Origin of the sequence: Alteromonas sp. BL110 (genome assembly GCF_003443615.1) — a bacterium.
In the GTDB taxonomy this organism is placed as follows: Bacteria; Pseudomonadota; Gammaproteobacteria; order Enterobacterales; family Alteromonadaceae; genus Alteromonas.
In genome coordinates this window covers 3,212,672-3,227,982 of sequence record NZ_CP031967.1, presented here as the reverse complement: position 1 = coordinate 3,227,982, position 15,311 = coordinate 3,212,672, and the positions used below count along the sequence as shown (strand labels likewise).

Genomic DNA, 15,311 nt, shown 5'->3' with positions numbered 1-15,311 from the left:
TTACCCCACTGAACCTTCAAGACTAATTTCGAGCAGCTTGCCGGCTTCTACGGCAAATTCCATTGGCAGCTCTTTGAATACTTCTTTACAGAAACCGTTAACAATCATAGAAACGGCTTTTTCTGTGTCTAAGCCACGTTGCTGACACAAAAACAATTGTTCGTCGCTCACCTTCGATGTTGTTGCTTCGTGCTCAACAATCGCTGAAGGGTTGCGGCTTTCGATATACGGGAACGTGTGAGCACCACATTTATCACCGATAAGCAACGAGTCACATTCGGTAAAGTTACGTGCACCGTCTGCGCGCGGGCCCATTTGGACTAACCCGCGATAGGCGTTATTGCTGTTACCCGCTGAAATACCTTTAGAGATGATGGTCGACTTGGTGTTTTTACCCACGTGAATCATCTTGGTACCGGTATCAGCCTGCTGACGACCTCGAGTAAGTGCTACTGAGTAGAATTCACCTACACTGTTATCGCCTTTAAGTACACAGCTAGGGTATTTCCACGTTACCGCAGAACCCGTTTCTACCTGCGTCCACGAAATTTTCGCATTGGTATGCGCTACACCACGTTTAGTAACGAAGTTGTAGATACCGCCTTTACCGTTCTCGTCGCCTGGATACCAGTTTTGTACCGTCGAATACTTGATTTGCGCATCGTCCATCGCAACAAGTTCTACCACTGCCGCGTGCAGCTGATTCTCGTCACGCTGTGGTGCGGTACATCCTTCTAGGTAGCTTACGTAGCTGCCTTCATCAGCAACAATCAAGGTGCGCTCGAACTGACCTGTGTTCATTTCGTTGATACGGAAATAAGTAGAAAGCTCCATTGGGCAGCGTGTGCCTTTAGGAATATAAACAAATGAACCGTCGGTAAATACAGCACTGTTTAACGCAGCGAAATAGTTGTCCGTGCGCGGAACCACTGAACCAATGTATTTTTTAACAAGGTCAGGGTATTTCTGAACCGCTTCAGAAATTGGGCAGAAGATAACGCCTGCTTCTTCAAGCTTCTCACGGAATGTTGTAACTACTGATACCGAGTCGAATACCGCATCTACAGCGACGCCCGCCAGCATTTCTTGTTCGTGCAGCGGAATACCAAGTTTTTCGTAGGTGCGCAGTAGCTCCGGGTCCACCTCGTCTAATGACTGAGGTTTATCTTTCATACTCTTTGGTGCCGAGTAGTAAGAGATGGCTTGATAGTCAATTTTTGGATAGTCGACGTGCGCCCATTCTGGCTCTTCCATCTCTAGCCATGCATGGTAAGACTTCAAACGCCATTCAAGCATCCATTCAGGCTCATTTTTCATTGCTGATATGCGGCGGATAACCGACTCGTCCAGGCCGCTCTCAAACGTTTCAGATTCGATTTCTGAATAGAAACCTGCATCGTACTTTCTTTCTAACGCCTGTTCGATCTGTTCACTCATGTTGGGATCTCACTTGTTTGCCTGCATTTGCTGCCACTGTTCTTTCTACTCAACCGGCGAATAAATTACCCCACGGTCTTGGTAATTTATGTAAATCTTCAGCTTCAACAACTTTATGTAGTTGGGTTTATCCCCCACAAAATTGTTGAAACTGCCAGTTACATGCGGACAGCCTAAAATTTTTGGTGCCGTAGTATATAATACCCGACTATTTCACTCAAATATTCAGCCACTAATTTATGGCTACTAGCGGGTTTTAAACGTTACTTAACGCTTATTTCGCGTTAACTATTCATTAATTTTCGTCCACACTCACTACACTCACAGAATGCTTTTACGAAAAGCGTATTCAGCTTTCTACAAAAATTAAAACTTACGCTTAAACTAAAACCCATTTCCAAACGCTAAATACAGCGTTTAAGCAACGACCGCTTGCCGCAGTCGCGTGGTTACATCAACCACTTTGTTTACTACGTAATCAACGTCTTCTTGGGTCGTAAAACGCCCTACGCTAAAACGTATCCCTGCATGGGCCAGCTCATTGCTGCGGCCAATGGCTTTTAGCACATAAGAGGGTTCTAAACTCGCTGACGTGCACGCCGACCCTGACGATACGGCAATATCATTTAAGCCCATCATCAAGCTTTCGCCATCTACACCCGCAAAACTCACATTTAATATGCCGGGTATGCGCTGCGTGGCATGCCCGTTTAAATAAATATCGTCAAGTTGTTGGAGGCCCTGCCACAGCGATTCACGCAGCTTTAATATGCGCGCACTGTCGTCTTCCATTTTTGACGACGCCTGCGCAATGGCTTCCCCCATTCCCACAATTTGATGAGTAGCTAAGGTACCTGAACGCATGCCGCGCTCGTGTCCACCGCCATGAATCTGTGCCACCAGGTTGATTTTAGGGCGACGACGCACATATAAAGCCCCCATTCCTTTCGGACCATAAATCTTATGGGCGGATATAGACAGTAAATCTACCGGAAGCTCTGCCAAATCAATCGCTATCTTGCCAACACTCTGCGCGCCATCTACGTGAAAAAACACGCCCTTGTCGCGACAAAGTTGCCCAATAGCTCTGATGTCTTGGATAACGCCTAGCTCGTTGTTCACGTGCATGACCGATACTAAGATAGTGTCGTCGCGCAGCGCATTTTCGAGCTCGTTTAAATCAATTAACCCGTTTGACTGTACTTCAAGATAGGTGACATCAAAGCCCTGCTTTTGTAAGTACTCACAGGTATCCAATACCGCTTTGTGCTCGGTATTTACAGTAATAATATGCTTGCCTTTGTCGGCATAGCCTTGCGCAATACCTTTAATGGCGAGGTTATTTGACTCAGTTGCGCCAGAGGTAAAAACAATCTCTCTAGGGTCGCAGTTCAGCGCGTCGCTAATTTGATTTCTAGCAACATCTACCGCTTCTTCAGCCATCCAGCCGAATCGGTAGCTACGAGAAGCCGGGTTACCAAAGTTACCTTCAAGCGTTAAGCATTTTGCCATCGCCTCGGCCACTTTTGGGTCTACCGGTGTCGTTGCTGCGTAATCTAAATAAATGGGTGTTGATAAAGCCATGCGTTGCTCAATACCAATTTAAAGTTGAATACTTACTTCAATATCTTTAGTGACATGACGAAGTGATGCATTACCGTCCTGGCGACCAGCCACTTCCTGAACATCGCGCTTAGCCATTAATTCACCAAGCGTGATCGAATTCAAAAATGCGGCAATACGGTCGCTTAGGTCTTGCCACAAGCTATGGGTTAAGCAACGATCGCCGCCTTGGCAATCGGCTTGACCTTGACAGCGCGTAGCATCGATGGACTCGTCGACGGCGCGAATAACTTCGCCTATCGCAATATCACTTGCTTCCCGTCCCAGCAAATAACCGCCTCCGGGCCCGCGAACACTGTCTACCAGTTGTTCTTTACGCAGCCGAGAAAATAGCTGCTCTAAGTAAGATAAAGAAATTTCTTGTCGTTCTGAGATATCGGCAAGAGGCACTGGACCACGCTTTGAGTGCAAAGCGACATCAAGCATTGCGGTAACCGCATAGCGCCCTTTAGAAGTGAGTTTCATTGGATTCTCCCGCCGTTTTGTAGTACAGGAATTTTCACATACCCGACTAAAATGGTCAAGTATAAGACCCAGTAAATTAGTCAGGTATTATTGATGCCAGTAATCGCTTTTGTACATCAAGGGTTTTGTTTCGTTTTAGCCCCATCAAAATAAGCGCTAATAGGCGCTAAATTTGCGTGGTATCTCTTGCCCTAAATGCTAAGGGATCGTTTATTCTTCAGGTGAAAGATAACGTCTACCATCAGCGCTACTTGTTTGCATGCAAGTGTATATGAGCAAGGATACTGTCTGCTATCCGATGTGATTGAATGGTATCTATTTGATGGCGCAATCCGCGCAGTACTTGATGTTTAGCACCTGATATCGCTCTGGCTGTTGCAACACCGCCACTGGGGTGCACCATGTGATCAACATCTCCGTGTATCACTAATGTTGGGGCTTTGACATTTTGAAGCATTGACGTTCGGTCACCCGATTTCATGATCGCACCTATTTGTCGAAAGAGAGCTTTTGCGTCACTCTTACCTCCGTTGCGCTGCCATGCTAATTTCGCATATTGCTGCCATTGATTTATGGCATCTTCTGCTGCCGCATCGCCTATATGGGTCATCATTGCTTTATAATTTCTAACCGCGTCATTTTCGCTTGCTGGTGCTTTTGCTCTTGCTAAACGCCATAGCGTTGAATACGACGGCTGACCAACTTTTCGGCTCCCAGTGGTAGAGAAAATAGACGTCATAGATTGCACTTTTTCCGGGTGTAGGCTCGCGAGCGTTTGCGCAATCATGCCTCCCATAGACATTCCAGCAACATGCGCGTTTTCGATATTTAGCGCCTCTAAAAGCTGGGCAGTGTCTTCAGCCATGCGCTCTAATCCGTAAGCGCCTTTAGGTGCCTTGCCTCTTAGTTGTTGAAGGAGACTAGGATACGGTGTGTTGCTGCGCACTGACTTTCCTGAATCACGGTTATCAAAACAAATAACACGCAAGCCACTGGCCACTAGGCGTTCTATTAGCGCTTTTGGCCAATAAACCAACTGAAGACCCAGTCCAACAATAAGTACGATTGTCTCACTGTTTTTATTACCGTGCTCGGCATAACAAAATGCATCACCGTTATTAATGGTTACGAATTGCTCATTATGCTGGACTAGGCTCATTTCACTTTCTCTGTTATTGATAACTCTGTATTAGGGGGCGAAACTTATTCAAATTTCAGTGCAGGATCGTCAACACGGCCTTTTCGGAAGATCTTCACATCTTCCGCATAATTGAACGACATCGACCAAGGATAGTGCGTGCCCTGCCGTGGCAACTTATCTAATGAACGCTGAATGTATCCGGCCCCAAAGTTAAGCAGTGGCTGTGTTGCCATGTTCGGATCGGCAACAGGTGTACATTGCACATAATCTTGGTGCTTCATATAGTTCAATAGCCGAGTAAAATGCTCACACAACAGACCTATCTTTAAGGTCCATGATGACGAGGTATACCCAACCGCAATCACAAAATTAGGTACGCCACTAAGCAGCATACCCTTATACGTGACGCACTCTGAAAGTGTAACAGCTTTGCCATCTATTTTAGGAACTAATCCTCCTAATGGCAGAAGGTTTAAGCCTGTAGCCGTTACTATAATATCTGCATCTAAATGCTGCCCCGAATTAAGTTTAATGCCCGATTCAGTAAACGTATCTATCGTATCAGTTTCAACAGACGCTTTTCCATTTGAAATTGAATCGAATAAATTACCACCTGGTACTGCGCAAAGTCTCTGTTCCCAAGGGTTATAGGGAGGGTTAAAGTGTTCATCTACTGGGTACCCTACGGGTAACATTTTTGCATTAAGGCTGCGTACTATTTTGCGCGCACGATGCGGAAAGCGCTGACAAAACGCGTATACCCACCGCTGTTTAGCAATGTTAAACCGACGTGCGGCCTTGAACGCTATATCTTCGCTAAACCACCCACGTAAATATTTCGCGATTGGATCATTAACGGGTACCGGCAATATATAGGAAGGTGTTCTCTGGAGCATCGTCACATGGCCGGCTGTTTTCGCTAATGCAGGAACCAAAGTTACCGCTGTAGCACCGCTACCTATCACCACTACGCGTTTGTTTTCGTATTTCAGATCTTCGGGCCAATGCTGAGGGTGTACGATGAGCCCTTTGAAGCGGGATTGCCTCTTAAAATTTGGGGTATAACCTTTGTCATATCGGTAATAACCTGATGCGTTAAATATCCATCTTGCGGCGATGTGTTCTTGCTGTCCGCTTTCTTCTGATTTTAACGTTACTCGCCAATATTTCTTATCGCTTTGCCAGTCTATATCCACGACACGTGTCAAAAAGCGTATATGTTCCTTGATCCCATTTTCAACAGCGGTTTCGTTAACATAGGCTTTTATTGAGTCGCCATCAGCAATGGCTTTTTTCTCTTTCCACGGCTTGAAGTCATAACCAAAGGTGAATAAATCAGAATCTGAGCGTATTCCCGGGTATTTGAATAAGTCCCATGTGCCGCCCAAATCACCCCGGGCTTCTACAATAGAATAGGAAAGGTCAGGACATTTTTTTTGAATGTGGTAGGCGCAGCCGATACCCGAAATACCGGCTCCTATGATCAAAACGTCTAAAAGTGGTAACTCGCTCTGCATAACATCCCTGAAAAGTCATAACTAGCGTTACCACAATGTATGTTGGAGTCTTACACTAGTCAATACAGATGTTAAATAATTGTAAAACCAGTCTTTTGGTTACTGTTGCAGCGCGAGGGCGCGACCAATTCAATTGAAAAAATGCATGCTGATGCTCATCGTTTAGCGAACGTCACGAGCCAACTTAAGGTTTAACTCGTATCGAATTAGTCAACATATAGTGCTTTTTGAAGCGCTTGTTCAATGAGCGGGTAATGAACCTCTCCGGCGACGGACTTTAGCGCTGCGACAAAGTTCATCGATGTTGCTGGTTCATTCGGGTAACCGTGTTGCGACCATAATAGCCTCAACGCTTCAAGAATTACCTCATCTCCCAACTCAGTTCTTATCAGATCAAACGCTAGTGTGGCTCGCGAATATTGCTGATGTGGTGACGTGGCGTCGACTAAGCCCTTTTCTGTTCCATAGTAAAAACGTTGTTTATTTTCAAAGCGGCGCTTTTCGTATTTGACCAAGGCGTCTTTAGCCTCTTGGCCATACCGTTGTTCAATCATCACAAGTTCGACATATTTAGCCAGTGACTCCACCAAAAACGCACCGTCTTCGCTAATGCCGTTACCAATATCGTGGCCAAACCACTGGTGGGCGGTTTCGTGAACAGCACGGCGATACCTTTGATCAAAGACCGCCTCCGCTGTTGGTAGCGCCATAAAGCCCACGTCATAACCAATTAGCATAGCTTGCGGCATTGCAAATCCGGTTGGGCCGTTATTTGGTATTGCAAACATGCGCAGTTGACGATGAGGGTAAGGTTTAATCTCATTAGACAGCCAAGTTAAGGTATCTGCCATACCAAGTTGATTAATTTCAATCGCCGACTTTAGCTGTGCGTCACTGACATGCTGAGTGTTCGGTACGTACACCTCTGTGATAACATCTCCTACTCCTTGTTGGACAATTCGCCATTCATTTTCGTTTGTTTTATCGGCCTCGACAGGAATAACGAACCAACTTGGCATTTGGCGCATTGGCTGATCACTTTCAAAATGAAACACGGTGTGTGCTTCCACTTGTTCAGAGCGGGTTAATTCACCTGGTCCAATAGCCTTATAGCCAGTAGGAACTTGAATTTTACTTGAATACGTCGCCCATTTGTAAGCGAGCTCTCGTTGCCATGCAAGTTGATAAGGACGAGTTGAAAAGCGCTCTGATGGCATTAAGGTCGGCATTTTAGGTAATTGATACTCAGCACGCAATTGTGGGCTTCTCAACATCCACTCCGGTTGGAACCCAATTACAGGCAACAGTGGGCTCCCGCGTAAGTAGGTCATTTCAGGCTTAATATAAAACTGTGAGGTAGCCGGCCACAACTTAGGCTGCTGCAGTTCAAATCTTGCAACTAGAGTTACCGTTTCGTCAGGCTGTAATGGCTGCGCCAATGTAACTACATTCTGGCCATTGACCTGTCCGGCTTCGATGATATTATTTGAATTTGGCGCTGCCCTGCCTTTATTTGTCCGCTCAACAAAAAGTGTTGGTGATTCAAAATTGCCATACCGACTGACTAAAAACGACGTAATGACTTGCTCACTTTTGTTGCGTAAGCGATAACGCAACTCGAACTGGCCAGCACCTATGGTTGGCTCAATTTTAATATTAGCGTCTATGTGCTCAACGACCGGTGCTGGCTTGTCCAACCAATGACGATATGTGTGTTCGTATTCAGCTTTCCATGCTTCTCTATGGTGTGAGTAGGTCAGTGGTTTTTCGGCCACTAACTGTTGTTCTAGCCTAAAAATCATCAACACACAGACAGCCGCTAATCCAAACCCGAGCCAATATTTACAAGGATGTTTAACAAAGTGGAAAGAAAGCAACTTATTGCCATAAAACGTTCCCCTGTGACTCACAGCATTTGCGATTACAATACACAGAGACACGACTAAAACCCAAATGACCATATATGGAACAAACACAGAGTCACTCCCTGTACTTCCCCAAAAGTGATCACTTTGTTGCAGCGGCGATCCTGCGATATTCCACAAGGTATGAGTGAGGCCGAGACGACCAGATATAGGCGTAAACTTAAAAACCAACAAAGCGACTATCAAGGCACTGCTGATCATACGATTTTGTGCAATGTGCTGGAGGCTAATAAACAAACTAACCAATAGTCCTAAGCTCAACCCAATACGACTAAACTCAACAACATAGATAGAAACAACAACATCACTGCCCCCAACAAGTTCTGCAACCATGCACCCCAATACTGTTAAGGCTAACAGTACAAAAACCAAGACTCCGCCAACGCCCATTTGTGCTGCTAGTATGGTTTTGTTTTTAATAGGAGTCGTCGCAATCAATTTGTGACTTTTATGACTGACAAATAGCCCTGTAATTTGCCAACTCCAAAGCGCCATTAACAAGCTTCCAAACACAGGTAACACATCGCTGTTGATTCGATTGATCGCATCGAGCGAGTTTGTGGATTTTTCTGCAAAAGGTTCAACATAACTCAGGCCAGACAACACCTCGTTAAAGATCAAGAACGGCCAGGCTAATAAGATGAGTAAAGTCACCTTATTGACGCACACTGAGTTCAGGGTTTTGTGAAATAATGCTACCCAAGGAGAACTGCCAGTCCCTTTAAGCTCAACATTTTCAGTCGAGGGCGTCACACTAAGAGTTGAGCCCCTGATAGATGAACGACTAAGTGGCAACTCTGTTTTACCGTCACACGTTCTTAAACACGCGGCAATGAGCAGTAAGGCACCTACGAAGACCCCAAGGCGGTTCAAAGTAAATATAGTGGGGAAACTGGTCAAAACGCCCGCCGAACTCACCATTTCTACCTTAGTAAATTCGGTAAACAAAGGGGTAAATCCAAGTGGGTCCAACCACAACGCCCATTGATACAAACTTTCACTCGCAATAGCACTTCCAGCTAAAATTGGATTACCTGTTAAACTTGCAAGTACCAAATAACAAACCAATACCACCAGCGAAAACGCATAAAAAGAAAATACCGAGGTTTGCCACTTCGCCATCCAAATTCCAATCGCTACGTAACCCAGAACGGTGGGTAACAGTAACAATAAAGAAAAACGAGCCCAATCAATTAGTAGCTCAAGGTATACCAGCTCATTCATTGCTTGTGTACTCGACGTAAAAAAAGCAACTAAGCCTATAAACAAAAATGTGAAGGCAAAAACCAGCCAAGTAATTAAAACAAATCCGAAGACTTTCGCCAACGCTCTTTGAAGAGCCGTTGTTGGTGTTGCATTAACTAGCTCAGCCATGGCTGAGTTCTGCTCTCTCAAAAACACATTAGGCAACATTGCCCCCATGTAAACGGGTAGAATCAGCATAACCAGTGCAACATACTTCAGCTGAATTTGAACAATAAAAGACGGCGCATCGACCGTTAAACCCGTCGTAAAAAGATAGCCAACCGCGGGAACCAAGACACAGGCCACCCCAAATAACGGCTGCCTAATAAGGTAGTTAAGTTCGTTGCGGATCAAGCGGGCAAGTTTTAACAATACGGAATCCATCATGACGACACACCTCTCGTCTCAGAATTAAGCAGTGCAGTAGAGTCGATAGAGCCCAAATCACGCTCGGTCTGTGCACGAGTGCGAAAATACAAATCTTGTAACGTTGCCTGAACCAATTGCGCAGATTCACAAGGTTTACTGTCCGCGAAGACTCGCAACACGGGCTCACCAAATCGAAACGACTTATTCAATATCTGAACGTCGTTGCCTGTTTGAATTACACTTGGCTCTTGCTCACCTTGCATCGGCACAGTCCAAACTTTGTCGGACATGATTGTGACTAAATCGGCGACCGAACCCGACGCTTTAATTTCACCATTAAACAAAAGGGCGCTGTAATGACACAGGTTTTCAACGTCTTCAACGATGTGCGTTGAGAGTAATATCAACTTGTCTCTACTGATACTGATCAGCATGTCATGGAGTCTCTCGCGCTCTTCTGGGTCCAAACCTGCGGTCGGTTCGTCCATGATCACCACTTTGGGGTCGCCCAACAAAGCCTGAGCAATGCCAAAACGCTGTTTCATTCCGCCCGAAAAACGATTCACTGATTTGTTAGCAAACGCCTTTAAATTGGTCAGTTCAAGTAACTTGGGAATTTGCTCCGCTTGCTGTTGTCTACTCAGCCCTTTTAGCACAGCCATGTGTTGTAACAGCGCCACACAGCTCATATTTGGGTATACGCCAAAGTACTGAGGCAGATAACCCAATGTTTGTCTAATGGCTTGAGGCGCTTCCAAAATATCGATAGCCGATGACTCATTATCCGTTATCTGTAGTCTAATTTGGCCTTCATCGGCCTTTTGCAAACCGACGATCGTACGCATTAAGCTAGATTTTCCTGCGCCATTTGGCCCTAACAAACCTACCATGCCGGCCCGTAAATCAAGGTTTATGCCGCTCAGCGCTTTGGTTCCATCGGGGTAGGTTTTTGTTAAATTACAAATGTGAATCACGGCCGTTGCCTCCTTGTCTTTATGCCTACATATTAGCTCTTAGAAGTTGGTTAAAATATGCATAGATGACAAAGAGTTAAGACCATGTGCTGAAAGGCGAAATGACTCATAAAATTTATTTACGTCACAAAAATTGCTACTTTCGTCATCGCGTTAGGACGCACATGATGCAAAAGCAGTAAACTCAAATTTGCAGATGTTTTAATAAAAGGTTACGGATGAAGTATTTAACAACGATGCTTAGGGCCCCAAGCTCAAAGCGCTTTTCTCAATATTCTCAATGCCTGTTCGCGCTGCCATTATTCACTGCAATCCTGATTGAGACTCACGTCAGGTTCATTTCTGTCAAGCATTTTGGAATCGACCACCTGTGGCTATCGTCGACACCTAGGTTTGTTGACTATTTTTTATTGATTGCTCATTTGTTGCTTCAGTCTTTGCCTCTGTTTTTGGCTCTCGGATTCGTTCTGCGAAAGCCGCCAACCGCTTCTCGGTCAATGCTTTCGACTCTAGTCTCCTTGGTGCTAGGCTTTATTATTTATCCTCTCTTGGTTTATATTGCCGCTGTCTCCAGTGAGTGGTTTGCTCGATTCAATTTACTATCACTGCACTTTGTGGGGTTAACCGTTGCGGCAGTTTTACTTTGGTCGCTGGTGCATTTTATGAACCCTGTTCGTTCGCAGCTTACGCCATCAATTCCTACCGTTCATTCACAAAAACTAAGAAAGCTGCTATCCACCTTATTCTCGCTCAATAGCGTCATCGTGATATGCCTATTTACGTGGGCGTTTATTATTTCTGGGGCGTTTCATTATCACGAAGATCCTATGAATAATATGCCTATCAACTTGGTATTTGACCCCGTACAAATCGTCTCCAATCCATTGCCATTTTTAGCGTACTTTTGGCAATTTGCAATCATCTCTATCGTGGTAGGAGTCCTATATCTCGCCAATCGATATGTGTTAATAAAGCGTGTTCTTAATGGTTATGGCGTTTTTTATTTTGTCCTTGCTAGCGTTGTATTTTGGCTGTTATATACGCCAGTCGCGGGACAAATCGTCATTCACTTGCCGATGACACCGGCTGACTTCACTTTTATTCCATCTGAAAATTTTGATGTGTTCGATTCAGATAATTACAAGGTGTCGTTGCTATTCTTGTTTTTAACGACACCGCTGATATTGGCGTTTGAACGACAACATGACGTCGCAACTAATGCTGAAATAGCCGAACAAAAAACTCAGGCAGAGTTACAACTATTGCAACAACAAGTCAATCCACACTTTTTGTTTAACTCGATGAACAGTTTGTACGCACTCACTCTCAAAAAGTCAGACCACGCTCCAGACTTTGTTATGCATCTTTCCAACTTGTTACGCTACACCGTCTACGAAGGTCAAAATTCAACAGTGAAGCTAGAGCAAGAAGTCCAATACCTTCAAGATTATATCGCTCTGCAAAAGGTCAGATTAGGAGATAGATTAACTATTAAATCACACTGGCCGAAGTTACCACAAACTGATGAAATTGCGCCTCTGCTGTTTTTGGTGATCCTTGAAAATGCGTTTAAACACGGCGCTGAATCACAGCAAGGTAACGCAAAAGTTGAAGTCTCTCTTACCGTTACTCCCTCAAAGCACAAAGAAGGAGAAGTATTGGTCAGGTTTGAATGTTGTAACTCGTTTGAACTCGACCATGAACTAACGCAGACAGAAAATCAGTACAGTGGTGTGGGATTAACCAACCTCAAACAACGCCTCGCTATGCTTTATCCAGATAGACACTCTTACAAGGTTTTACACAATTGTTCAGGGCAACAACCGGCTCAAGATTGGCGCACTGTTTTGGAGATCACGTTATGAGTTCGTCAAATTTATCAACCCAATCACTTAAAGTCGTTAATCAAGCAATATCGGCCATTATTATCGATGACGAGCCACTCGCCCATGACGTACTGGTGCATCACATTCAAGCCCACAACCAAACTGCAAATGGGCAACAGACACGCTCTATCGATATAAAGTATCAGGTATACAACGCCACGGACGCGCTAAAATGGTTGAGTGAAAACGTCGTCGATTTGATTTTTCTCGATATTAAAATGCCCCTCTTAACAGGCATCGACCTAGTAAAAGTATTAGCGAATCGGCCACAAATTGTGTTTGTCACAGCCTACCAAGAACACGCAGTGACCGCCTTTGAATTAGACGTTACCGACTACTTAGTAAAGCCAGTGAGTTTATCAAGACTGCAACAAGCGATCGGTAAAGTCAGTCAAAGACTTACCCTGTCTAATACGCGCTCAACGCAAAATGCTGAGTCGTATGTAATGCTGAATTTATCCGGCACTAAACGAAAGGTTTTTACACGCGATATTCAATGGTTTGAAGCCTACGGAAATTACGTCAAAGTCTGGTTGAAAGATGAAATTCTGATGGCAAATTCAACCTTTAAACAGCTGCTGGATAGCCTGCCACATATTGATTTGTTGAACGCTGCTCTAAACAATACCGTTAACCAATACAATGAGAGCATGTTTGCTCAGATCCACAAATCCTATGGTGTCAACCTAGGTCAGGCAAAAGCTCTTGCTGGCGACCACCTTGTAATGATGAACGACACACAGATTAAAATTGGTAAAACCTTTAAAAAAGCATTAAAACAGAGGTTTCGCTGAACCTAGCCTTACTTTCACTCAAGTACACTGCTATATATTTGCATCTAGTAATATCGAATATATCTAGAAAAATCTGCATTTATAGACGGTGTTAGGCAATTTGAGAACTACGCTATACAAAACGCGAAGTATTTCTACCCAGATTTTGTTAGTAGTAAGAATTCCGGCGTTAAATTGCTGGGTCGAAAGAAGAATGGGCTTTTTCGCGCTCTTGGGTCTCTGTTAAATCAAAGCCCGTATCTGCGAAATCTTCAGCACTGATGTTGTGTAAATTATCGGTACACACATCGCCACCCAATGCCTGAATGACCTTGCACATCTCTTCCACTTTGGTGTCCATTTGGTGCATATGCTCAAGCATTATGCCCATAGCATTAGCCACAGGGTCAGGATTATCTGGCGCGACGGCATAAGCATCAAAACCATATTTCTGAGCAATTTTATCACGCTGGGGATTTACCGTTGCATTCGACTCTTTTTGCTTAGAAATGATAATACGACCGGGAATGCCAACTGCTGTAGCATCGTCTGGAATATCTTTAACAACTACAGAATTGGACCCTACTTTGGCATTTTCACCAATGGTAATCGGCCCTAACACTTTAGCCCCCGCGCCCACGACTGCGCCGTTTTTAAGGGTTGGGTGGCGCTTGCCGGCTTTCCAGCTAGTACCACCAAGAGTCACCCCATGGTATAGGGTAACATCATTGCCTATTTCGGCGGTTTCACCGATGACTACACCCATTCCGTGATCGATAAATACCCGCCGCCCCAACGTTGCCCCTGGATGAATTTCAATGCCCGTAAGCCAACGACTAAAGGTTGATAAGCTGCGTGCCAACCATTTCCATTCTGCCTTCCACAATTTGTGGCTAATTCGATGTAGCCATACTGCATGAAGGCCAGGATAATTGGTGAGTACTTCAAAGGTGTTTCTGGCCGCAGGGTCGCGATGAAAAACACCTTTTACATCGTCTTTAATACGGGCGAACATAGAGTTTACTCTTTTTCTTCTATCGCTGTTGAAGGGTCTTCGTCGCCTAAGTTAGCATTCTTCACCGATTTATCGATAGACGCCAAAATACCGCGCAATATATTAAGCTCTTGAGATTCAGGACGAGCTCGATTAAACAAGCGTCGCAGCTTAGTCATTACAACACCTGGGTGGCTTTTACGTATAAAAGACGTGCCCTCAAGCGTTGTTTCCAAATGGGTATAAAAACGCTCTAAATCGTCATTTAGCGGGTATTCTTCTTCAACGCTTGGGTAAGTTTCGCGATTTAAATAGGCCATGCGGATTTCATAACACAGTGTTTGTACTGCAGCTGCTAGGTTAAGAGAGCTATATTCAGGGTTAGCAGGAATACACATGTGGAAGTGACATTGCTGCAATTCTTCATTCGTCAAACCACTATTCTCGCGACCGAAAACCAGGGCTACCGGGTACTTTGCTACTTCCTGTACAAGTTTTTCTCCGCAATCACGCGGGCCAAGCATTGGCCATGAATGAGTGCGCGAACGCGCTGACGTACCTACCACTAAACCACAGTCTTTAACCGCTTCTTCTAAAGTGCTTACAATTTTTGCGTTAGCCAGCACATCGCCTGCACCAGCGGCAAGCGCACTTGCTTGGCCGTCGGGTTCATTCACTGGGTCTACAAGATAAAGACTGCTCAACCCCATGGTTTTCATGGCACGGGCTGTCGAGCCAATATTTCCGGTGTGAGAAGTGTTAACCAAAATGATGCGAATATTTTCGAGCATGCCTGTGATACCTACGTACTTATATAAAAAGATGATATTCGCTAACGCCTATCACCCTACAATCTTCAATTGGCTTAAGTTTACCATAGCGGCAGTATAGAAGGCTATTAGCAGCAATAACCATGCTACCGTCTTAGAAACGCTAGCGCGTGTCTTTTCAGCGTAGCGTAA

General features: G+C 44.8%; 11 protein-coding genes. 2 read left to right on the top strand and 9 right to left on the bottom strand.

What is annotated here, in order from left to right; translation table 11 throughout:
- The 7 genes from sufB to D1814_RS13840 all read right to left on the bottom strand — a co-directional run bounded on the left by sufB (window position 1) and on the right by D1814_RS13840 (window position 10,696).
- Window positions 1–1,437, bottom strand: a complete 1,437-nt coding sequence (gene sufB / locus D1814_RS13870) for a Fe-S cluster assembly protein SufB (RefSeq protein ID WP_118493251.1) — start codon at window positions 1,435–1,437, stop codon at window positions 1–3.
- 417 nt (window positions 1,438–1,854) lie between these two features.
- Window positions 1,855–3,021 (bottom strand): IscS subfamily cysteine desulfurase, encoded by a 1,167-nt coding sequence (locus D1814_RS13865; RefSeq protein WP_118493249.1) that lies wholly within the window; start codon window positions 3,019–3,021, stop codon window positions 1,855–1,857.
- Window positions 3,022–3,039: 18 nt separating this feature from the next.
- The gene (gene iscR / locus D1814_RS13860) at window positions 3,040–3,525 is read right to left on the bottom strand and encodes a Fe-S cluster assembly transcriptional regulator IscR (protein WP_118493247.1); all 486 of its coding nucleotides are present in this window, start codon (window positions 3,523–3,525) and stop codon (window positions 3,040–3,042) included.
- A 247-nt stretch (window positions 3,526–3,772) separates the two neighbouring features.
- Window positions 3,773–4,684: an alpha/beta fold hydrolase gene (locus D1814_RS13855; RefSeq protein ID WP_118493245.1), complete on the bottom strand. Its 912-nt coding sequence runs from the start codon at window positions 4,682–4,684 to the stop codon at window positions 3,773–3,775.
- A gap of 44 nt (window positions 4,685–4,728) precedes the next feature.
- Entirely contained in the window at window positions 4,729–6,183 is a 1,455-nt protein-coding gene (locus tag D1814_RS13850; protein ID WP_118493243.1) for a flavin-containing monooxygenase, read from the bottom strand.
- 206 nt (window positions 6,184–6,389) lie between these two features.
- On the bottom strand, window positions 6,390–9,740 hold the full coding sequence (locus D1814_RS13845; protein ID WP_118493241.1) for a M1 family aminopeptidase: 3,351 nt from the start codon (window positions 9,738–9,740) through the stop codon (window positions 6,390–6,392).
- Window positions 9,737–10,696 (bottom strand): ATP-binding cassette domain-containing protein, encoded by a 960-nt coding sequence (locus D1814_RS13840; protein ID WP_118493239.1) that lies wholly within the window; start codon window positions 10,694–10,696, stop codon window positions 9,737–9,739. The genes D1814_RS13845 and D1814_RS13840 overlap by 4 nt, the downstream gene beginning before the upstream one ends.
- 218 nt (window positions 10,697–10,914) lie before the next feature.
- Between D1814_RS13840 and D1814_RS13835 the strand changes: the two genes are divergently transcribed.
- Window positions 10,915–12,561 carry a sensor histidine kinase gene (locus D1814_RS13835; RefSeq protein ID WP_118493237.1) on the top strand — a complete coding sequence of 549 codons (1,647 nt, stop codon included), beginning with the start codon at window positions 10,915–10,917 and terminating at the stop codon, window positions 12,559–12,561.
- On the top strand, window positions 12,558–13,376 hold the full coding sequence (locus tag D1814_RS13830; RefSeq protein WP_118493235.1) for a LytR/AlgR family response regulator transcription factor: 819 nt from the start codon (window positions 12,558–12,560) through the stop codon (window positions 13,374–13,376). The genes D1814_RS13835 and D1814_RS13830 overlap by 4 nt, the downstream gene beginning before the upstream one ends.
- Before the next feature lie 169 nt (window positions 13,377–13,545).
- On the opposite strand, the gene cysE is transcribed toward D1814_RS13830, so the two are convergent.
- Together cysE and trmJ are read right to left on the bottom strand one after the other, a co-directional pair.
- The gene (gene cysE / locus D1814_RS13825) at window positions 13,546–14,370 is read right to left on the bottom strand and encodes a serine O-acetyltransferase (protein ID WP_118493233.1); all 825 of its coding nucleotides are present in this window, start codon (window positions 14,368–14,370) and stop codon (window positions 13,546–13,548) included.
- 5 nt (window positions 14,371–14,375) lie between these two features.
- A complete protein-coding gene (gene trmJ / locus D1814_RS13820; RefSeq protein WP_118493231.1) occupies window positions 14,376–15,140 on the bottom strand; it encodes a tRNA (cytosine(32)/uridine(32)-2'-O)-methyltransferase TrmJ in 765 nt (254 codons plus the stop codon).
- Window positions 15,141–15,311: the final 171 nt, after the last annotated feature.

Excerpts from the sequence above, each read along its gene's own strand:
- trmJ (WP_118493231.1), bottom strand. The coding sequence starts at position 15,140 with ATGCTCGAAAATATTCGCATCATTTTGGTTAACACTTCTCACACCGGA.
- D1814_RS13830 (WP_118493235.1), top strand. The coding sequence starts at position 12,558 with ATGAGTTCGTCAAATTTATCAACCCAATCACTTAAAGTCGTTAATCAA.
- iscR (WP_118493247.1), bottom strand. The coding sequence starts at position 3,525 with ATGAAACTCACTTCTAAAGGGCGCTATGCGGTTACCGCAATGCTTGAT.
- D1814_RS13850 (WP_118493243.1), bottom strand. The coding sequence starts at position 6,183 with ATGCAGAGCGAGTTACCACTTTTAGACGTTTTGATCATAGGAGCCGGT.
- D1814_RS13845 (WP_118493241.1), bottom strand. The coding sequence starts at position 9,740 with ATGATGGATTCCGTATTGTTAAAACTTGCCCGCTTGATCCGCAACGAA.
- sufB (WP_118493251.1), bottom strand. The coding sequence starts at position 1,437 with ATGAGTGAACAGATCGAACAGGCGTTAGAAAGAAAGTACGATGCAGGT.
- D1814_RS13865 (WP_118493249.1), bottom strand. The coding sequence starts at position 3,021 with ATGGCTTTATCAACACCCATTTATTTAGATTACGCAGCAACGACACCG.
- D1814_RS13855 (WP_118493245.1), bottom strand. The coding sequence starts at position 4,684 with ATGAGCCTAGTCCAGCATAATGAGCAATTCGTAACCATTAATAACGGT.
- cysE (WP_118493233.1), bottom strand. The coding sequence starts at position 14,370 with ATGTTCGCCCGTATTAAAGACGATGTAAAAGGTGTTTTTCATCGCGAC.
- D1814_RS13835 (WP_118493237.1), top strand. The coding sequence starts at position 10,915 with ATGAAGTATTTAACAACGATGCTTAGGGCCCCAAGCTCAAAGCGCTTT.